General features: G+C 62.7%; 18 protein-coding genes and 1 tRNA gene. 2 read left to right on the top strand and 17 right to left on the bottom strand.

Features of this window, described 5'->3' with window-relative positions:
* Positions 1–25: 25 nt before the first annotated feature.
* The 15 genes from N0P34_RS01695 to N0P34_RS01765 all read right to left on the bottom strand — a co-directional run bounded on the left by N0P34_RS01695 (position 26) and on the right by N0P34_RS01765 (position 12,152).
* Complete coding sequence (locus N0P34_RS01695) at positions 26–1,417, bottom strand: S41 family peptidase (RefSeq protein WP_275605299.1); 1,392 nt, start codon at positions 1,415–1,417, stop codon at positions 26–28.
* Between the two features lie 7 nt (positions 1,418–1,424).
* Entirely contained in the window at positions 1,425–2,783 is a 1,359-nt protein-coding gene (locus N0P34_RS01700; protein WP_275605300.1) for a peptidoglycan DD-metalloendopeptidase family protein, read from the bottom strand.
* A 192-nt stretch (positions 2,784–2,975) separates the two neighbouring features.
* Positions 2,976–3,458, bottom strand: coding sequence for a 23S rRNA (pseudouridine(1915)-N(3))-methyltransferase RlmH (gene rlmH, locus N0P34_RS01705; protein WP_275605301.1), 483 nt, complete (start codon positions 3,456–3,458; stop codon positions 2,976–2,978).
* Positions 3,459–3,468: 10 nt separating this feature from the next.
* Entirely contained in the window at positions 3,469–3,861 is a 393-nt protein-coding gene (gene rsfS, locus N0P34_RS01710; protein WP_275605302.1) for a ribosome silencing factor, read from the bottom strand.
* A gap of 182 nt (positions 3,862–4,043) precedes the next feature.
* A complete protein-coding gene (locus N0P34_RS01715; RefSeq protein WP_275605303.1) occupies positions 4,044–4,652 on the bottom strand; it encodes a nicotinate-nucleotide adenylyltransferase in 609 nt (202 codons plus the stop codon).
* Positions 4,653–4,712: 60 nt separating this feature from the next.
* Positions 4,713–5,990 carry a glutamate-5-semialdehyde dehydrogenase gene (locus N0P34_RS01720; RefSeq protein WP_275605304.1) on the bottom strand — a complete coding sequence of 426 codons (1,278 nt, stop codon included), beginning with the start codon at positions 5,988–5,990 and terminating at the stop codon, positions 4,713–4,715.
* Entirely contained in the window at positions 5,977–7,125 is a 1,149-nt protein-coding gene (gene proB, locus N0P34_RS01725; RefSeq protein WP_275605305.1) for a glutamate 5-kinase, read from the bottom strand. The genes N0P34_RS01720 and proB overlap by 14 nt, the downstream gene beginning before the upstream one ends.
* On the bottom strand, positions 7,125–8,168 hold the full coding sequence (obgE, locus tag N0P34_RS01730) for a GTPase ObgE (protein WP_275605306.1): 1,044 nt from the start codon (positions 8,166–8,168) through the stop codon (positions 7,125–7,127). Before obgE ends, proB begins: the two co-directional genes overlap by 1 nt.
* Complete coding sequence (locus N0P34_RS01735) at positions 8,165–8,704, bottom strand: GNAT family N-acetyltransferase (protein ID WP_275605307.1); 540 nt, start codon at positions 8,702–8,704, stop codon at positions 8,165–8,167. Before N0P34_RS01735 ends, obgE begins: the two co-directional genes overlap by 4 nt.
* A complete protein-coding gene (locus N0P34_RS01740) occupies positions 8,701–9,225 on the bottom strand; it encodes a GNAT family N-acetyltransferase (RefSeq protein WP_275605308.1) in 525 nt (174 codons plus the stop codon). Before N0P34_RS01740 ends, N0P34_RS01735 begins: the two co-directional genes overlap by 4 nt.
* On the bottom strand, positions 9,216–9,740 hold the full coding sequence (locus tag N0P34_RS01745) for a GNAT family N-acetyltransferase (RefSeq protein ID WP_275605309.1): 525 nt from the start codon (positions 9,738–9,740) through the stop codon (positions 9,216–9,218). The genes N0P34_RS01740 and N0P34_RS01745 overlap by 10 nt, the downstream gene beginning before the upstream one ends.
* Positions 9,733–10,263 (bottom strand): GNAT family N-acetyltransferase, encoded by a 531-nt coding sequence (locus tag N0P34_RS01750; RefSeq protein ID WP_275605310.1) that lies wholly within the window; start codon positions 10,261–10,263, stop codon positions 9,733–9,735. The genes N0P34_RS01745 and N0P34_RS01750 overlap by 8 nt, the downstream gene beginning before the upstream one ends.
* Positions 10,264–10,378: 115 nt before the next feature.
* On the bottom strand, positions 10,379–10,645 hold the full coding sequence (rpmA, locus tag N0P34_RS01755) for a 50S ribosomal protein L27 (RefSeq protein WP_275605311.1): 267 nt from the start codon (positions 10,643–10,645) through the stop codon (positions 10,379–10,381).
* Positions 10,646–10,656: 11 nt separating this feature from the next.
* The gene (rplU, locus tag N0P34_RS01760; protein WP_275605312.1) at positions 10,657–11,148 is read right to left on the bottom strand and encodes a 50S ribosomal protein L21; all 492 of its coding nucleotides are present in this window, start codon (positions 11,146–11,148) and stop codon (positions 10,657–10,659) included.
* A 233-nt stretch (positions 11,149–11,381) separates the two neighbouring features.
* Positions 11,382–12,152, bottom strand: a complete 771-nt coding sequence (locus tag N0P34_RS01765) for an MBL fold metallo-hydrolase (RefSeq protein WP_275605313.1) — start codon at positions 12,150–12,152, stop codon at positions 11,382–11,384.
* Between the two features lie 269 nt (positions 12,153–12,421).
* Here N0P34_RS01765 and N0P34_RS01770 point away from each other — a divergent pair.
* Positions 12,422–12,511 (top strand) — tRNA-Ser (locus N0P34_RS01770).
* 296 nt (positions 12,512–12,807) lie between these two features.
* Positions 12,808–14,313: an ABC transporter substrate-binding protein gene (locus tag N0P34_RS01775; protein ID WP_275605314.1), complete on the top strand. Its 1,506-nt coding sequence runs from the start codon at positions 12,808–12,810 to the stop codon at positions 14,311–14,313.
* 139 nt (positions 14,314–14,452) lie between these two features.
* Here the strand turns inward: N0P34_RS01775 and N0P34_RS01780 are convergent, their stop codons facing one another.
* Both N0P34_RS01780 and N0P34_RS01785 read right to left on the bottom strand, forming a co-directional pair.
* A complete protein-coding gene (locus N0P34_RS01780) occupies positions 14,453–16,030 on the bottom strand; it encodes an FAD-binding oxidoreductase (RefSeq protein WP_275605315.1) in 1,578 nt (525 codons plus the stop codon).
* Positions 16,031–16,040: 10 nt separating this feature from the next.
* Positions 16,041–17,429 carry an amidohydrolase family protein gene (locus N0P34_RS01785; protein ID WP_275605316.1) on the bottom strand — a complete coding sequence of 463 codons (1,389 nt, stop codon included), beginning with the start codon at positions 17,427–17,429 and terminating at the stop codon, positions 16,041–16,043.
* Between the last annotated feature and the right edge of the window lie 13 nt (positions 17,430–17,442).

Below are 17,442 nucleotides of genomic sequence, written 5' to 3' on the forward strand. Positions count from 1 at the left end.
CAGAAAGTCTAGCACAGGTGAACGGTCACTCGGCCTTGGGCGGGAAGGCCTCGTGTGTTTCTTGGCCGTTGATCAGGCGGAGGGCGTATTGCAGTTGAGTGTCCTCCGTCTTTTCGATCGGCACGTAGACCGAGGAGCCGACGCTGGTCTCTTCCTGGCCCTCGATCGTGATGTGTCCTTCGAGGGCGGCCTCGCCGATGATTTCGTCGCGACCCTGGAATTCTTCAGGCACCACCTGCTTGATTTCGATATCGGGCGTAATGCCCAGTGCCTGGATCGAGCGGTTGTCCGGCGTGTAATACCGGGCCGTGGTTAGCCGCATAGCCCCGTCTGGGCCAAGCGAAATGATCGACTGCACCGATCCCTTGCCAAAGGAGCGCGTCCCGACCAGCGTTGCGCGCTTGTGATCCTGGAGGGCGCCGGCGACGATTTCCGAGGCCGAGGCGGAGCCGCCATTGATCAGAACGACGAGCGGCACGTCGGTCAGGCGCTTGTCGAGCGGATCGGACTGCGCATCGTAACGGGCACTCTCGCGCTCCGAGCGACCGCGCGTCCACACGACCGCGCCGCGGTTGAGGAAGGCATCGGCAACATAGACGGCCTGATCGACGAGGCCTCCCGGATTGTTGCGAAGGTCGAGGATGATGCCCTTCGGCGCGACGTCATCGCGCTCCTCGTAGATTTCCTTGATGGCCGCTTCGATGCCCACAAAGGCCTGGGCGGAAAAGCGGGAAAGCCTGAGCAGGGCGACATCACCCTCCATCGACCAGCGCACGGCGCGCATCGAAATGGTCGCGCGCGTCAGATCGAAGGTCAGGGGTTCTGCCACGCCTTCGCGTACGACCGTGACCTTGATGTTGGTGCCGATGGGGCCGCGCATGGTGTCGACCGCCTTGTCGAGCGACAGACCCTGAACCGAGGTGCCGTCGAGTTCGACGATCAGATCGTTGGCCATGATCCCGGCCCGGGCGGCCGGCGTGTCGTCGATCGGCGACACCACCTTGATGACGCCCTCTTCCATCGTCACCTCGATCCCGAGGCCCCCGAACTGGCCCGAAATATCTTCGCGCGTGTCGTTGTAATCGGCCGGCGGCAGATAGCCCGAATGGGGATCGAGAGACGTCAGCATGCCCTGGATGGCGGCGCGGATCAGCTCCTCTTCATCGGGCGGATCCACATATTCGGCGCGGATACGGTCGAAGATCTCTCCGAAGAGATTGAGATCGGCATAGATTTCGAGCGGATCGCGCGGCGCGGCGTTGCGCTCTGCGGCCGTGGGCTCGGGTTCTTCGCCACTAGGGTTCGGCGCCTCCACCGGAGCCTCTGGGGCCGGTGTCTGATCCTGTGCAATCAGCACGGTTGCCGGCACGAGCAGCGCCACGCCAAGAGCGGCAGCGCGGAGTGTGGACAAGCGCATGGATTTTCTATCCCGTCTGTTCGTTCGGAGCCCACCACCCATCCGGGTCGAAAGGCCGGTTGTTCTGTCGAAGTTCAATATAAAGGGTCGGTTGGGCGTTACCAGCGCTGGTCGTCACGGTTCGTCCAATTGTGCGTGAACCCATCTGACCCAGGGGTTCCCCCATTTGCACAAACTGACCGATATCCACGCTGATGGTTTCAAGGCCGGCCAGCAAGGCCGTATAGCCCTGTCCGGTATTTAAGATGATGATCTGGCCGTAATTGAGGTAAGGGCCTTTATAGAGCACCCAGCCATCTGCCGGCGCCACGACCTGCGCTTCGGCCCGGGTAACCACCGATTGGCCCTGGGAAATACCGCCGCGACCATCGCCCGAACCGAATTCGAGCACGGTCACGCCATTGGCCGGCTGGGAGAGATAGCCGCGCGCCAGCGGGAAGGGCACGGCCGGTTCGGTTCGCGCCGCATTGGCCAGCGCCACCCTGATGGCCTCGGGCGAGAGACCGGGTAAGTCTTCTGCCGGTTGCGGCGTGGCGCTATTGGCCGCCCGTGCCGAGAGCGCATCGATCAATTCGCGCAGAGTGGCGGCGCGCTCGGCCAGTTCAACCGCTTCGCGCTCCTGGCTGTCCAGTTCGATTCCGCGCTGGGAAATGCCCTGCCGACGCGCTGCAATCAGCGTGGCGATGCGCAATTGCTCCTCTTCGAGCACGGCGTGGTTGGCCTTGAGCGTTTCCTCCTCGGCCAGGGCCTGCTCCTTGATCGAGGTCAGTTCCTTGAGGTCGACAGCGACGCTATCGGCTCTGGCGCGCAATTGAGGAACGATCGCGGCGATCAGCATGGCGCCGCGAGCCGAGCCAAGGGCGTCGCTGGGGTCGACAATAAGGGCGGGCGGGGGATTGAGGGAAATCCGCTGCAGAGCGGCCAGGACGTTGGCGATCTCGGCGTCCGCGCCATCGAGGCGTCCGCGTACCCCGAGTTCGGCCACGATCAGCTCCGAGATGCGCTCCTCGACATCGGCAACTTCGATTTCGGCCATCTTGACCCGCTGCCCGGCGGCGATCAGAGCGGCATTCTGCTGGGTGCGGTCGCCTTCCATCTCCGCGATTTCGGCCTTGAGCGCTTCGATCCGCTCCCGGCTGAGGTTCAGGGACGCTTCAACTTCTTCCAGATCGGTTGCGCTGGCCGAGACAGTCGCCTGCCCGGCATCCTGAGCCATATCTTCCTGAACGACGGCGTCCGGAGTGGCGCCCTGGGTGGCAGTTTCGGGCACATCGCCAGTCGGCGCGGCCCTATCGGGTGCCGGCGCCGTCTCGGTCTGGGCCAGAAGCGGCAGAGCGGCAAGCGTGAACAGGGCAAGGCCTGCCAAGGCAGCTCTGACTATGCTTCCCGGTCCTGCCGGCATGGCAACTCCTTACAGGGGCCAAAGGGCCCGAATCATCTCAGCGCACCTTACCAACAGGTCGGCAAACCGCTGGTTAATTCCGCTTAACCATAAATTTGCGCATCAGGCCTGAGCCGATTAGAGCCTGGCTGGGTCCAAACTGTGACCTGGCGCACGTTAATCGCCGCGATGATAGGGGTGGCCGGAAAGGATAGTGGTTGCCCGGTACAATTGCTCGGCGAGCATGATGCGCACCAATTGGTGCGGCCACACCATGGGCGAGAAGCTGAGCATGAGGTCGCTGGCGCGGGTGAAGTCGGGATCGAGGCCATCGGCGCCGCCGATGACGAAACTGGCTGCCGGGCGGCCCTCGTCGCGCCAGCGCAGGAGCAGCGCCGCAAAGGCCTCTGAACCCAGGCCCTTTCCCCTCTCGTCGAGCGAGACGATGATGCCGGAGGGCAGGGCACTCTTGAGCGCCTTGGCCTCTTCCGCCTTGCGTGCCGGCGCGGAGCTCGCACGCGATTCCGCCAGCTCGATACAATCGAAATGGGTCAGGGCAAGAGGCTTGCCGCTTGCGGTTGCACGGTCAAGATAACGGGCCACGAGCTCTCGCTCGGGCCCGGATTTCATCCGCCCTATGGCAGCAAGGGTAACGCGCATCGCCTGTCTATTAGTGGGCGTCGGCGGTGAAGTCGGCCTGCCACATCTTCTCGATGTTGTAGAACTCGCGCACTTCCGGGCGGAAGATGTGGACGATGACATCGCCGGCATCGACCAGAACCCAGTCGCAGTACGGAAGGCCCTCTACACGGGGTTTGCCGTGCCCATTGTCGCGCAGAGCCCGGATGATCTGGTCGGCCACGGCGCCAACATGGCGCTGCGAGCGGCCGGAAGTCACGACCATATGGTCGGCCAGCGAGGACTTGCCGGTCAGGTCGACGGCAATGGTCTCTTCGGCCTTGGCATCTTCGAGAATGTCGAGGATGAGATCGATGAGGGGCTTGTTGGAGGTGGCGGCAGGAGCCGCGGCGGAAGACACATTATTTTCTGGCAGCACGGTCATCACAAATGGCCTTCTGCCCATGCACTTGCATGAGTCATGCGCAGAGTAAGCATCCTTGGTTGTTTTTCGAAATATTGCAGTACCCAGGCAAACGGCAAGCTATGGTTCCGTTCCGGAGACAGCGATCTGAGGCCAATATGCGCTTTCTGCGGGATTTTCGCAAGGTCAAGGACGAAGATGGGCTAGAGGGGCTGTTTTCCGGTCCGAATGGCGCTGGAAGACAGGCTCGATTGGCGTCCGCGCAGGAAGACCCAGGCCGGGGGTATGCGATCGGCGAGGCAGCCGGCCTGATCCTCGTCGATACGGCTGCGGGACATGGCGATTGCGGCCTTTGAGACCAGGGCCCGGGTGGAGACGCCCGGGCGCACATAGACGGCCAGCGGCATGGTTCGGGCGATATCGCGCCAGCGCTCCCAGCGGTGAAAGCCCGCCAGGCTGTCGGCTCCCATGATCCAGACGAATTTCCGATCCGGCATGGTATCGGCAAGGAAGTGCAGCGTCTCGAATGTGTAGGTAAAGCCGTGTGCCGCTTCAAAACCGGTGACGCGAATGCGCGGATCGGCGATCTTTTCGCGCGCCGCCCGCACGCGCTGGTCCAGTGGCTGCAGCTCATTGTGATTTTTGAGCGGATTGCCGGGCGTCACCAGCACCCAGAGCGCATCGAGGCCGAGCCGGCGCAGCGTCTCCTCCATGACCAGCACATGCCCGTCATGGATTGGATTGAAGCTCCCCCCGAAAAGGCCGATACGCATGCCGGAGGCCGACGGCGGCAAATCCGTTATCCCCGCCATCGCTGCTTTCGGGCGCCGCCGCTTCACCATTGCGGCGTCAGGCCGGGACGCGCTTCATCATCACGGCCGCAATTGCCCATTGCCGCGCACGCGATATTTGAAGCTGGTCAGCTGCTCGACCCCGACCGGTCCGCGCGCATGCATCTTGCCCGTGGCAATGCCGATCTCGCCGCCGAAGCCGAATTCACCGCCATCGGCGAACTGGGTCGAGGCATTGTGCACGAGAATGGCGCTGTCGATCTCGTTGAAGAATTTTTCGACAGCAGCGGGGTCCTCGGCGATGATCGCCTCGGTGTGGTGGCTCGAATAATGCTCGATGTGGTCGATGGCCGCCTCGATGCTGTCCACCATTTTTACCGATATGATGGCGTCTTCATATTCGGTCTTCCAATCCTCCTCGGTGGCGGGAAGGACAGTTGCCATCATGGACTGGACGACGGCATCGCCGCGGATTTCGCAGCCCTTGGCGGCCAACGCCTCGAGGATGGGCCTGAGATGCGTGTCGAGAACGTCCCTGTGCACCAGCAGCGTCTCGGCAGCACCGCAGATGCCAGTCCGGCGCATCTTGGCATTGAGGGTCACCGACACGGCCTTGTCGAGATCGGCCGAGCGGTCGATATAGACATGCACGAGGCCCTCGAGATGGGCAAAGACCGGCACCCGCGCCTCGGATTGTACGCGCGCCACCAGCGATTTGCCGCCTCGGGGCACGATGACGTCGATATTGCCCGACAGGCCGCGCAGCATTTCGCCTACGGCCTCCCGGTCGGTGGTCGGCACCAATTGCACGCCGTCCTCCGGCAGGCCGGACTGCTTGAGGCCCAGCCGCAGGCACTCGACCAGCGCCCGGGAGGAGTGCACGCTGTCGCTGCCGCCGCGCAGGATGACGGCATTGCCCGATTTGAGGCATAGGGCCCCAGCATCGGCCGTCACATTGGGCCGGCTTTCATAGATGACGCCGATGACCCCGAGCGGCGTCCGCACGCGCTCGATATGGAGGCCATTGGGCCGGTCCCATTCGGCGATGATACGCCCCACCGGATCCGGCAATTCGGCAATGGCGCGCAACGCGTCTGCAATGGCGTCGAGCCGCGCCTCGGTCAGCAGCAGCCGATCCTGGAATGCCGATGTCATGCCCTTAGCCCTGGCATTGGCCATGTCGATGGCGTTGGCCGCCAGAATCTCGTCGCGCCGCTCGCGCACCGCGTGGGCCGCGCCGATGAGGGCCGCGTATTTGCGCTCGGCGGTGGCGCTGGCGAGGGCCCGAGCGGCCGAGCGGGCCTGGCGGCCGATCTGGCCCATCACATCGGTAATATTGATGGCTTCAGCCAAGCTCATGGCTCGCCTCCTCCTTGGCGCCGAGCAGCACCATATTATCGCGGTGCACCATTTCGGTGCGGTTGCCCGTCCCCAGAAGCTCCTGGCTCACATCGCTGCGCTTGCCCATGACAAGGCGCGCATCCGCGCTGTCGAGCCCGGCCAGTCCGCGGGCGATCTCGCGGCCGTCGGGATTGAGGATCGAAATGGTGTCGCCGCGCTCGAACTCTCCACCGATCCGGGTCACGCCGATCGGCAGCAGCGAGCGACCGTTCTGCAAGGCTCCTGCGGCGCCGGCATCGACCTGCACCGTGCCCGAGACGGCCAGCGTGCCCATGATCCAGCGTTTTCGCGATTGGGCGCGCGTGGTTGCGGGGAGAAACAGGGTGTGGGTGCCACCTTCGATCAGCGCCCGCAGCGGATGGGCCTCGGTGCCCTTGGCGATGATCATCGCAGTGCCGGCCTGGGTCGCGATCTTGCCGGCCTCCACCTTGGTGGTCATGCCGCCGCGCGACAAATGGCTGGCCGCTCCGCCCGCCATGGCCTCGATGGAAGGGGTGATGCGCTCGACCACGGGAATATGGGTTGCCGACGGGTCCTTGGCGGGTGGCGCCGTATAGAGCCCGTCGATATCGGAGAGGAGGACGAGGCAGTCCGCCTCGATCATGGTGGCGACACGCGCCGAAAGCCGGTCGTTGTCGCCATAGCGGATTTCCGCCGTGGCGACGCTGTCGTTTTCGTTGATGATCGGAATGGCGCCCAGGCTCAGAAGCGTCGCTATCGTGGTGCGCGCATTGAGATAGTAGCGGCGTTCCTCGGTGATATTGGGCGTGATCAGGATCTGGCCGGTGACGATGTTCTGCCGGCCGAGCGCCTCCGCCCAGGCCTGGGACAGGGCAATTTGCCCGGCGCTGGCGGCCGCCTGAGATTGCTCAAGGGTGAGCGCGACGGCCGAAAGTCCGAGGATGCCCCGCCCCAGGGCAATGGCGCCTGAGGAGACGATAACGATCTCCCGCCCGCCTTCCTTGAGAACGGCAATATCCTCGGCCAGTCCATCAAGCCAGGCCTTGCGCAACTTCCCGACCTTGTCGACCAGAAGCGCGGAGCCGATCTTGATGGTAATGCGCCGGAATGGCGCCAGCGCATTGGCACGCATCAGGGGGTCCATTTTTCCTGGATCTTGTTCGTCTGGGCTTTCGCTTCTTCGGCCTTTTCGGCGTCGATCACGGCCAGGACGTCGAACAGGATCTGCTGGACGCCTTCGCCCGTGGCGCCCGAAATGGCGCGCACTTCGGCCTTGCTCACCTTCTTGATCGCCTTGATCTTGGCCTTGACCTCCTCGGGGTCGAGCGCGTCGATCTTGTTCAGCACGACGATCTCGGGCTTTTCCGCCAGCACATCGGCATAGGCCGCCAGTTCATGGCGGATCGCCTTGTAATTGTGGGCGACGTCTTCGTCAGTGCCGTCGATCAGATGGATCAGCACGCCGCAACGCTCGATATGGCCGAGGAAGCGGTCGCCGATACCGATGCCCTCGCTGGCGCCTTCGATGAGGCCCGGAATATCGGCGAGAACGAATTCACGCTCGCCGGCCCGAACGACGCCGAGATTGGGTGCCAGGGTGGTGAAGGGATAGTCGGCAATCTTGGGCTTGGCCGCCGAGACAGCGGCGAGGAAAGTTGATTTGCCGGCATTGGGGTGGCCGACAAGACCGGCGTCGGCGATCAGTTTGAGCCGCAGCCAGATGCCCTTTTCCACGCCCTCCTGCCCGGGATTGGCATGGCGGGGGGCCTGGTTGGAGCTGGTCTTGAAATAGGCATTGCCAAAACCGCCATTGCCGCCCTTGAGCAGCACGACGCGCTGGCCGACTTCGGTGAAGTCGGCGATCAGCGTTTCCTGGTCTTCTTCGAAAATCTGGGTTCCCACCGGAACGCGCAACACCGCGTCGGTGCCATTGGCGCCCGTCCGGTTCTTGCCCATGCCGTGAATGCCGACCTCGGCGCGAAAATGCTGCTGGTAGCGATAGTCGATAAGCGTGTTCAGCCCATCGACGCACTCCGCCACGACATCGCCGCCGCGTCCGCCATTGCCGCCGTCGGGGCCGCCGAATTCGATGAATTTTTCACGGTGGAAGCTCACCGAGCCCCCGCCGCCTGCTCCGGATCGAATATAGACCTTGGCCTGATCGAGAAATTTCATGTGCGTCGTGCCTTCCAGACGCCAAGCGTCAATTTTGTGTCGATATGCTCTACCTCGGCGCCGCGCGCAAGGCAGAGAAGCCAGGAACGGCCGGTTTCAGTAAAGCCAAGCTTGCCCTGGATCGCCAGGGAAGCGGCGTTGAAACGAAATGCGCCCGAGTAAATCGCCGGCGCCTGGGTCTTTTCGAAGAACCAGTCGACGCACATCTGGGCGGCCTCGCTCATCAGTCCCTGGCCCCAGAACGGGCGCCCGAGCCAGTATCCGATGACAGGGCCGTCAGTTCCGGGATGAAAGCCGATATGGCCCACATAGCCCGCTCCTTCAAGCTCGATGGAGAAATTGGCGTCATCGGGCGCAATATCGGGGCGGCGTGAGTGCAACCAGGCGCGGGCATCGGCCAGGTGATAAGGGAACGGCACGCGGGCAAGATTTCCCGAGACCCCGAAATCATTGAGGTAGCGCGCCAGAAGGGTGGCGTCATCCTCTCTGGGCGCCCGCAGGCACACTTTGGAGCCGCGCAAGACCGGCAGGATCATCGCCGCCACTCCAGTACGAGCAGAGGCTTGCCGCGATGCCGCTCCACGATGCTCTGCGTCCGCTCGACCAGCACGAAGCCGATTTTCTCGAGCACCCGCGCCGATGCCTGATTGTGGGCCAGAACCCGGGCCCGGATGGTGTCGATCCCGCTCTGGCCCGCCGCCTCGACCAAGGCGCCCGCCGATTCCGCGCCAAAGCCCTTGCCCCATTGCGGTTCGGCCAGCCAGTAGCCGAGCTCCACGGGCACTCCACTGACGAAGTAAAGGCCCGCTATGCCGATCACTTCGTCGCTTTCGCCAAGGGCTATGGCATAGGGGTGCTGCTGGCGCCGCGCCGCACCCTTGGCGATAAAGGCGCGGCCATGTTCGGCAAGATAGGGGAAGGGCAGGGACGCGGTGGGCTCGATGACGTTCCAGTTGTTGGCGCCGGCTACAATGGCGTCGAGATCACTGGATACGGGCGCGCGCAGGCGCAACCGTTCGGTTTCGATCACGGCGGGCAAGGCATCTCTCAGGCACATCGGCGCTTGTCTCCGGCTGTCCAGTGCGCACGATCCAGCTTGCTGACAATATGGTCCACATTGTGCTGAAGCGCATGGGAGAAACGATATTGCCGCGCCACCGGCTGGAAACCGAGTTGGTTCGTCAAATGGAGGGACGCGCCGTTATCGTGCTGGGCACTGGCGATGATCTCCGTGCCGCCCTCGGCAAAATGCCAGTCTATGAGGCCACGCACCGCCTCCCTGCCATAGCCTCGCCCCCAATGGGGCCTGGCGATCCAGAAGCCGAGTTCCTCGTTCAGCGAGACACTCCCGATCAATCCCCTCTCAGGGTGCTCGATAATGAGGAATGGACAATCCGGCCGCGCCGCGGCGGCATGGCGCAGCCAATCGATAGCCATGCCCAGCGTGTAGGGCCAGGGCAGGGCGGTCAGCCAGCGCGCCACGGCATATTCGCCGATACCCAAGGCATAGCAGGGCGCATCCTCGGGGCGGGCGGCCCGCAATGTCAGCCGCTCGGTGCGCAACTCAATCATCGTCGAACTCCAGCAACAGGGTCACCATCTCGCGGCCGGCGAGATTGTTTTCCTTTTCGACGATTGTTCCGGTCTCTTTGAACCCGGCTTTGCGCAGCACGGCGCGCGAGGCAAGATTGTCGGTCAGCGCGCGGGACCGCAGCGCGGAGGCGCCGGCAGACCTTGCGGCAGCAACAAGTGCGATTGCTGCCTCGGTGGCAAACCCGCGTCCCCAGTGCTCCTCTGCGAGCCAATAGCCCAGCTCGGGCGCCTGGTTCTGGGAGAAGTGCAGGCCGACGATCCCGGTCAGGACGTGGTGATGATAGATGCCAAGGCAGAACTCCTCGGCGCTGGGCACGATCTCTTCGATGAAGAAGCGGGCATCGGCCTCCGCATAGGGGAATGGCAGGCGAGCCATCCATTTGTGGACGTTCTTGTTGTTGCAGTGTTTGGCGATCGCCGGGATATCCGCTGTGGTCGGCGTGGCGAGGACCAGACGGTCCGTCACGATGCGGAGGGGCAGGCGGTCCTTGGCGATGGTCACGGCAAAACTCCAGAACGGAAAAAGGGGAACCGGACGACCGGTTCCCCTTTTCGCTATTCGGTTGTGCCAAACGCTGCCGGGGAACAAGGTCTCCGGCGGGTTGTGGCCTGCCGGGTTACTCGGCGGCCTCTGCCGGGACGACAGACACGTGAACTTTATTGTTCGCACGGGTGCGGAACGCAACATTGCCGTCGATCAGGGCATAGATCGTGTGATCCTTGCCCAGGCCGACATTGTTGCCAACAGCCCACTTGGTGCCGCGCTGGCGGATGATGATGTTGCCGGCGACGACAGCTTCGCCACCAAACTTCTTCACGCCAAGACGACGGCCGGCGGTATCACGACCGTTGCGGGATGAACCGCCTGCTTTCTTATGTGCCATTGTCTAGCTCCTTATTCCTTATCGGCCTTCGGGGCGGCCTTCTTGGCCGGGGCCTTCTTTGCCGGCTTTTCAGCGGCAGCGTCGTCGGTCTTGGACGCAGCTGGCTTCTTGGCAGCAGCCTTCTTGGCGGGAGCTTCGTCAGCAACAGCAGCCGGAGCTTCTGCCTTGGCGGCAGCGGCCTGAATGGTCGGCTTTGCGCCGCCGGTCAGGATTTCGGTGATGCGAACGGTCGTCAGCTGCTGACGGTGACCGTTGCGGCGACGCGAATTATGGCGACGACGCTTCTTGAAGATGATGACGGTCTTCTGCTTCTTGGTCTCAACCAGCTCTGCAGCGACCACAGCGCCTTCCACCAGCGGAGCGCCGATGGTGTCGCCAACCATGAGGACCTGGTCGAAGGTGACGATGTCACCTGGGGCAGCGTCGAGTTTTTCGATCTTGATGACGTCGTTCGCAGCAACCTTGTACTGCTTACCGCCCGTCTTGATGACAGCGAAAGTCATATGTACACCGAATGGTTCAAACATCCGGTCCCTTTTCTGTCGCGCCCTGCGGCACCGCGGCTTGCCTGCCTGTTGCGGTTTCTCGGATGGGCCAAATGGCCGGCAGCCTCGAGCAGCGTTTTCAAACAAAACCAGTGCGCCGGACGGACCGGTGCACATGGATCGGGCGCTTATCGGGAAAACGGGCCCGAGAGTCAAGGTCTTTCGGGCCGTTCGTGGCGCTTGCGGCGGGCTCAGCCCTGGCCGTCCGGATACCAGTTCCGCAGGCGAAGCTCTGTGTGGTCGCCGATGCCGGCTTCGAGCGGTGACAGATCGCTCTCGCCATAATGATAGGGATAGAGAATTCTGGGCTTGAAGACATTGACCGCCTCGATTGCCTGCTCGGGCGTCATGGTAAAGGGCAGGTTCATCGGCAGGAAGGCCACCGCGATGTCCGTCAGCCCCAGCATGTCCTCGGTCGGCTCGGTGTCGCCCGCGACATAAATCTTGCTGTCGCCGAAATTTAGCACATAGCCGTTGCCAACGTTAACCGGGTGATAACGCATCCGGTCCTCGGTGGTATTGTGTGCGGCCACGGCCTTGACTGGTACGCCGTCGATTTCACCCTCATCGCCATTGGCCATGGCGGTGGCATTTGCCTTGAGGACCTCGGGCAGTTTCTCGAAGACATCGGCATTGGTGACAAGCGGCACAGAGCCGCCGATGGCCTCGAGGGTCGGCACATCGAAATGGTCGCCGTGGCCGTGTGTAATCAGGATCGCTGTCGGTGCGGGCAGGTTGGAATAGCGTTCGGCGCCGCCTACCGGGTCGACATAGAGAACCTTCTCGCCCCATTCGAGTACCAGGCTCGCATGGTCGACCGGATGGATGATGAGGTCTCCTGCGCTCGTCGAAATCGTGTCGGACACGCCCGTCTCCTGTGCCAGCACCGGCCCGGCGCGGCTTATTGACAGTACAATAGGCAAGCCGGCCAGGCCGGCAACAAGGCTGCGTCTGGTAACCACAACAAATCTCCCGTTTTGCATGCAGTTCGGCACCTTAGCCCAAGCGTGGGCATTGGCACGGTGCTGCACGCAATTGTGAGGCGAAGGGGCGATCGAGGATAGGACAGGCGCCCCTGCTGTAAGCGAACGCGCAGGGATTAAGTGGAAAGATGTCGTTTTTCCTGTGACGAGCGCGCACAAGGGGTGTTGCAGGCTGTCCATCCCTATGTCATAAGCCCCGCCGTATCGACCAGCCGCGATCCCTTTTTCGGGTTCGCTTTCGATCTCGCGGAGAGATGGCAGAGCGGTTGAATGCACCGCACTCGAAATGCGGCATAGGGGCAACTCTATCGGGGGTTCGAATCCCTCTCTCTCCGCCACTTATCCTCCCTGTTTAATTTCAGATTATCCTGGCCTCGTGGCCGGGTCATGCTGTTGCGCTCTGCTATTCCCATAGGAGGCGCGGCCAACGGTTTTGACGACCGGACGCTCTGCATCCTCGCATCGGTAAGGGCGAAGCGTCCTGAACGGCGCCACGTACTCTGGCGGATATTCGTCAACTGTTGACAGTTATCAGTTTAGTTGCATACTTGCTGGGACGTCCTCTGAGAGGGGTGTCGCGGTCTGCGAGGAGCAGACGGGCCGGCTGTGCACGAAACCAAAGGGAATGTCGTAAATGAAGCATTTTGGGCGAATCCACGGCCTGGCCGTAGCAGCATTGTTTGGCGCCTCGTCTCTCCTGGCCCTGACGGCAGCGGCATCTGCCGCGCCGGAAGAACTCACCATCGCGCTTTCCGGTGACATGCCGACGCTCGACCCGAGCAAGGACACATCGCCGATCGGGCTGAACATGCGCTTGAACGTGTTCAACGCGCTTACTGAAATCGGCCGCAACGGCGAAGTCATCCCCCAGATGGCCGAAAGCTGGACCGTCAGCGACGATCTGATCGAGTGGACCTTCAAGCTGCACGAAGGCATCAAGTTCCACGATGGCTCGTTGATGACCTCCGACGACGTGGTTTTCACCACGGAGAAGGTGCTGGCCGACGACACGTCTCCGGTGCGATCGTTCCTGCGCCTGGTCAAGACCGTCGAGGCCGTCGACGCGAACACCGTCAAGTTCTCGCTGACCCAGCCCTATGCGATGTTCGATCGCCAGATCAAATATCTCTACGTCATGTCGCGCGCCTATTTCGACAAGGTCGGCGATACCGGCTACGCAACCGCTCCGATCGGCACCGGCCCATACCGCCTGGCTGAATGGGTCAAGGATGACCGCATGGTCCTGGAAGCCTTCCCGGACTATTTTGGCGGCGAGCCAGCGGTCAAGAAGGGCATTTTCCGTCCAATCCCGTCCGACGCAGCCCGCGCAAATGCCGTCCTCTCCGGCGAAATCGACCTGGTGCCTAGCATTGCGCCGTCGCTGATGGACATGGTGGGTGGAAACCCGGATGTGCGCGTTGCCATTGCACCGGGCTACCGCGTCACCTTCCTTGAAATGAACCCGGATCTGGCCCCGTTCGACAATGCCAAGATTCGTCAGGCCGTGGACGTTGCCATCGACCGGCAGGCTATTGCCGAGCGTCTGATGCGCGGCACCGGCAAGGCAACCGGCAGCCTTATCCCGAGCTCCAATGGTGGTTTCGACGCCTCGCTCGAGCCGACTGCCTATGATCCGGCACTCGCCAAGCAGCTCGTCCAGGAAGCCGGCTATGATGGCACGCCCATCCCGCTCGACTACCCCAACAACAACTATCCGATGGCCAATGAAGTGGCGCAGGCCATTGCGGGCTATTTGACCGAGGCAGGGCTCAAGGTCCAGCTCAACCCGATGGAGTTCACGGCGTTCTTCCCCGCCTGGGTCCAGAACAAGATGAGCCCGATCTACTACTTTGCCTACGGCTCGTCGCAGTTCCACGCCGAGAACATTCTCGCAACCGTGTTCGAATCCGGCGGCCATCTCCGTCGCATCAACCCGGAGATCGACGTCCTCGTCAAAGCGCAGCGCGAAGAGCTCGACGAGACCAAGAAGAACGAGATGATCTCGCAGATCTGGCAGATCGCTGCCGAAGAGCGTCAATTCATCCCGCTCTACGAGATGCAGCAGGTCTACGCGGTCAAGGCCGACATCGAATACACGCCTTACCCCGATGAGGTCGTGCGTCTTTATACATTCGAGTAGTTCTGCTCGAATTGGATCTCGAATGGGCTGGCCGTGTGCCAGCCCATTTTTCTTTGGGGTCCTTGAGGGTGGCAAAGGCCACGTGCTTACAAAAACAAAAAAGCCCGGCTGAGCCGGGCTTTTTGATATCAAGATGAAGCTATTGATCGAGGGTGAAGAGATTGCCAGGGCTCATAATGCCGCTGGGGTCAAACTGCTTCTTGAGAGCGTCGAACAGCGTCCGGACAGCGGGAGAGCGCGTCTCCATGAAGGGATATTTGCGGCCGATCTGCATGTGCACACCGCCAAGCTGGCGCCATTCCGCCAAGATGTCCTTGGTCAGGATTTTCAGCCGTTCGCGCGTTTTTGGGTTGTCGGGCCGTTGGCGCAGGGCAGCTTTCTGCGCCTCGCTCATGAAGCTGAGGTGAAGTGGCAGTGGCGCGTCCGACCAGCGGATCAGAGTTTCAACCCCAACGCCGGAGGGGCCGTGGGTCGACAGCAGGTAGCCGTGTGAAATCCCGTGCGCCTTGAGGTCTGCCGCGTCGCGCTGAAAGATCGCTTCGGTGCGGTTAAAGCACTCGCCCCCGGAGGAATTGGGCACGACTGTGTGCAACCACGCCATCCGCTTGCCCGACGGTGTCAGGAGCCCCGACATGGGCGGAAAAGGCATGTTGCGCATGATGCGCGGGATAGAGGCGGGGATCTCCCGACCACCGGCATCGCGGGCTATTGCGCGCACGCGCCGCGCACGGCGATCTGCATCGTGCTGGTCGCCACCTTCGACCACGGTATTCATCAGGTAGCCAATTTTCTTGGCAAAGCGCCGGCCGTGCAAGGCGATCAGCGTTGCGTCACGCACGCCGGCGGTGAGGCTGGACGCGCCCTTGACGACCTCGAGAGCGATCTTGATGTCAGCGATCAGGCCTTCGCTGACCATGCGGGACTGGGCCGAGAACGGATCCATACCCTGGCATTCGGTGGCCAGCATTTCGGCCCCGATCTGGCCCATCGCGCCCATTTGGGCGGCCGGGTCGTCGAAGGAGAAGCTGACATAAGCCTCGCCTTTCGAGGCTGGGATGAGCTGCAGGGTGATCGAAGTCTTGATGCCGAAGGCGCCACAGTCTCCGAGGAAGATGCCGGTGATGTCGGGGCCGTAGTTCCGGAAGAAGGGGCCGGTGTTTTCGCCCCCTGCGGATCCGGTCACCACCACCTCGCCCGCGCCTGTGACAACCCGCATGCCGATGACGGATTCTGCAGAGCTGCCGCGAGAGGCAGAGCCGAAGAATTTTGCGCCTTGCGAGACCGAGGCGCCAATAGTCGCGTGGCGTCCGGAGAACGTGCCCCAGAACGGGGTCGTCAGGCCCAGAGGGCGCAGGGCTTCGCGCAGGGCGGACCAGGTGACGCCGGGCTGCACCGTTACATAGCGGTCTGTCGCGTTGAGCTCGATGATGGCATCGAGCCCCGACATGTCGATGAGCGCGCATCCGGGGCGGTTCGGCAGATAGCCCGAGCTGTAGGACAGACCGCCACCCCTGACATAGAGCCCGACGCCAAGATCCCGCGCGGCGCTCACCAGCTTTACGACGTCGTCCTCGTCACGCGGGCGGAACACAGCTTCCGGGGCGTGGGGGGCATTATAGAAGACGTCGGTGGCGTATAGCGCCAAATCTTCCGTAACGACCGGAACATTAGACAGGCTGGCGATCAAGCGAGCCACGGGGGCAGGGGTGGTGCTCACGAAGGATTTCCTAGGTGTTGAGGCTGCGGCGCAAATAGCGCCCATGTCCGGCGGTGGATCCGACCATTTGACCGTCACGGTAGACCTCGACGCCCCGAACGAGCGTGTTGGTGACCCGGCCGGTGAATTCGCGCCCCTCGTAGATGCTGTATCCGGCGTTGCTCTTCACGTCGTCCCGCTGCAGCGTATAGGTCGCTTCAAGATCGACCAGCACGATATCGGCATCAAAGCCCGGTGCCAGGGCGCCCTTGCGGCCCCAGAGGCCCATTGCCTTGGCGGGTTTTTCGCTGACCAGCGAAACGATGCGCTCGATGGAGACGCCACGACGATGGTGTCCCTCGGTCAGCATGACCGGCAGGATAGTCTCGACGCCCGGGCAGCCGGGGGAGGCCTTCCAGATGCCGCCCTCCTTGCTGGCAAAGCCGCGATGGACGTGGTCGGAAGCGATGGTGTCGATCGCGCCGGACTGGATGCCCCGCCACAGGGCATCGCAATCTTCTGCCTCGCGAAGCGGCGGGTTGATCTTGCCGACACTGCCCTTTTCCCAGGATGTGTCGTGGGTGAGGTAGTGCGGGCAGGTTTCGACGGTGATGTCGACACCATCCCTGCGGGCTGCGATGGCTGCGTCGAGGGCCTCGCCCGAAGAGGTGTGCACCATATAGATCGGCGCGCCGGCGGCATGGGCGAGGCGTGCGGAGCGCTGGATGGCATCGGCCTCCACGAAGGGCGGACGGGACTCGTTCCACGATGCCAGTCCGTTGGTGCCCTCAGGATCCTTTGCCATCACCTGATTGCGCAGAAAGTGCACGACCTCGATGTTTTCGGGATGCGGGCAAACGAGGCCGCCGTGCTCGGCGCAGGCCTGGGCGAGACGGAAGAGGAAGGCGTCGTCGATGTCGGGCAGGCCGAGGCGCTGGCCCTCGCCGCCGCGATTGTTCATGAAGATCTTGAAGCTGGGGACGCCGTAATCGGCGATATAGGCCGGGATCTGCGCCAGCTGTTCTTCGGTGGAAATAATCAGGTGGTAGCCGAAATCGATATGGCTGCCTGCTTCCGTCACAGTCCGGATCTCGTCGAAGATCTCCGAATGTTCCTTGGCCGAGAGTATGTAGGGAATGATGGTGGTCACGCCGCCGCTGGCAGCGGCGGACGTTTCGCTCTGGGCGTCTGCGGCTTCGCGCGGGAACGAGATGTCGTTGCCATGCCCGAGATGCACGTGAACGTCGAGCGCCCCTGGCAGCACGAGGCGGCCGGTGGCATCGAGGCGGTCGCTTGCCTGCGCGTCGCCGCCGGGCTCGAGGATTGCGGCCACGCGACCATCCCTCACGGCGATGTCGAGCAGGGCAGGAGGCTGGCCAGGCAAGGCAACCATGCCGCCATGAATAATCAAATCATACATGTGTCTCTCCTCA

Origin of the sequence: Devosia sp. FJ2-5-3, assembly GCF_029201545.1 — a bacterium.
In the GTDB taxonomy this organism is placed as follows: Bacteria; Pseudomonadota; Alphaproteobacteria; order Rhizobiales; family Devosiaceae; genus Devosia.

Coding starts and splice junctions, on each gene's coding strand:
- N0P34_RS01695 (WP_275605299.1), bottom strand. CDS start 1,417: ATGCGCTTGTCCACACTCCGCGCTGCCGCTCTTGGCGTGGCGCTGCTC.
- rlmH (WP_275605301.1), bottom strand. CDS start 3,458: ATGCGCGTTACCCTTGCTGCCATAGGGCGGATGAAATCCGGGCCCGAG.
- rsfS (WP_275605302.1), bottom strand. CDS start 3,861: ATGACCGTGCTGCCAGAAAATAATGTGTCTTCCGCCGCGGCTCCTGCC.
- N0P34_RS01715 (WP_275605303.1), bottom strand. CDS start 4,652: ATGGCGGGGATAACGGATTTGCCGCCGTCGGCCTCCGGCATGCGTATC.
- N0P34_RS01720 (WP_275605304.1), bottom strand. CDS start 5,990: ATGAGCTTGGCTGAAGCCATCAATATTACCGATGTGATGGGCCAGATC.
- proB (WP_275605305.1), bottom strand. CDS start 7,125: ATGCGTGCCAATGCGCTGGCGCCATTCCGGCGCATTACCATCAAGATC.
- obgE (WP_275605306.1), bottom strand. CDS start 8,168: ATGAAATTTCTCGATCAGGCCAAGGTCTATATTCGATCCGGAGCAGGC.
- N0P34_RS01735 (WP_275605307.1), bottom strand. CDS start 8,704: ATGATCCTGCCGGTCTTGCGCGGCTCCAAAGTGTGCCTGCGGGCGCCC.
- N0P34_RS01740 (WP_275605308.1), bottom strand. CDS start 9,225: ATGTGCCTGAGAGATGCCTTGCCCGCCGTGATCGAAACCGAACGGTTG.
- N0P34_RS01745 (WP_275605309.1), bottom strand. CDS start 9,740: ATGATTGAGTTGCGCACCGAGCGGCTGACATTGCGGGCCGCCCGCCCC.
- rpmA (WP_275605311.1), bottom strand. CDS start 10,645: ATGGCACATAAGAAAGCAGGCGGTTCATCCCGCAACGGTCGTGATACC.
- rplU (WP_275605312.1), bottom strand. CDS start 11,148: ATGACTTTCGCTGTCATCAAGACGGGCGGTAAGCAGTACAAGGTTGCT.
- N0P34_RS01775 (WP_275605314.1), top strand. CDS start 12,808: ATGAAGCATTTTGGGCGAATCCACGGCCTGGCCGTAGCAGCATTGTTT.
- N0P34_RS01785 (WP_275605316.1), bottom strand. CDS start 17,429: ATGTATGATTTGATTATTCATGGCGGCATGGTTGCCTTGCCTGGCCAG.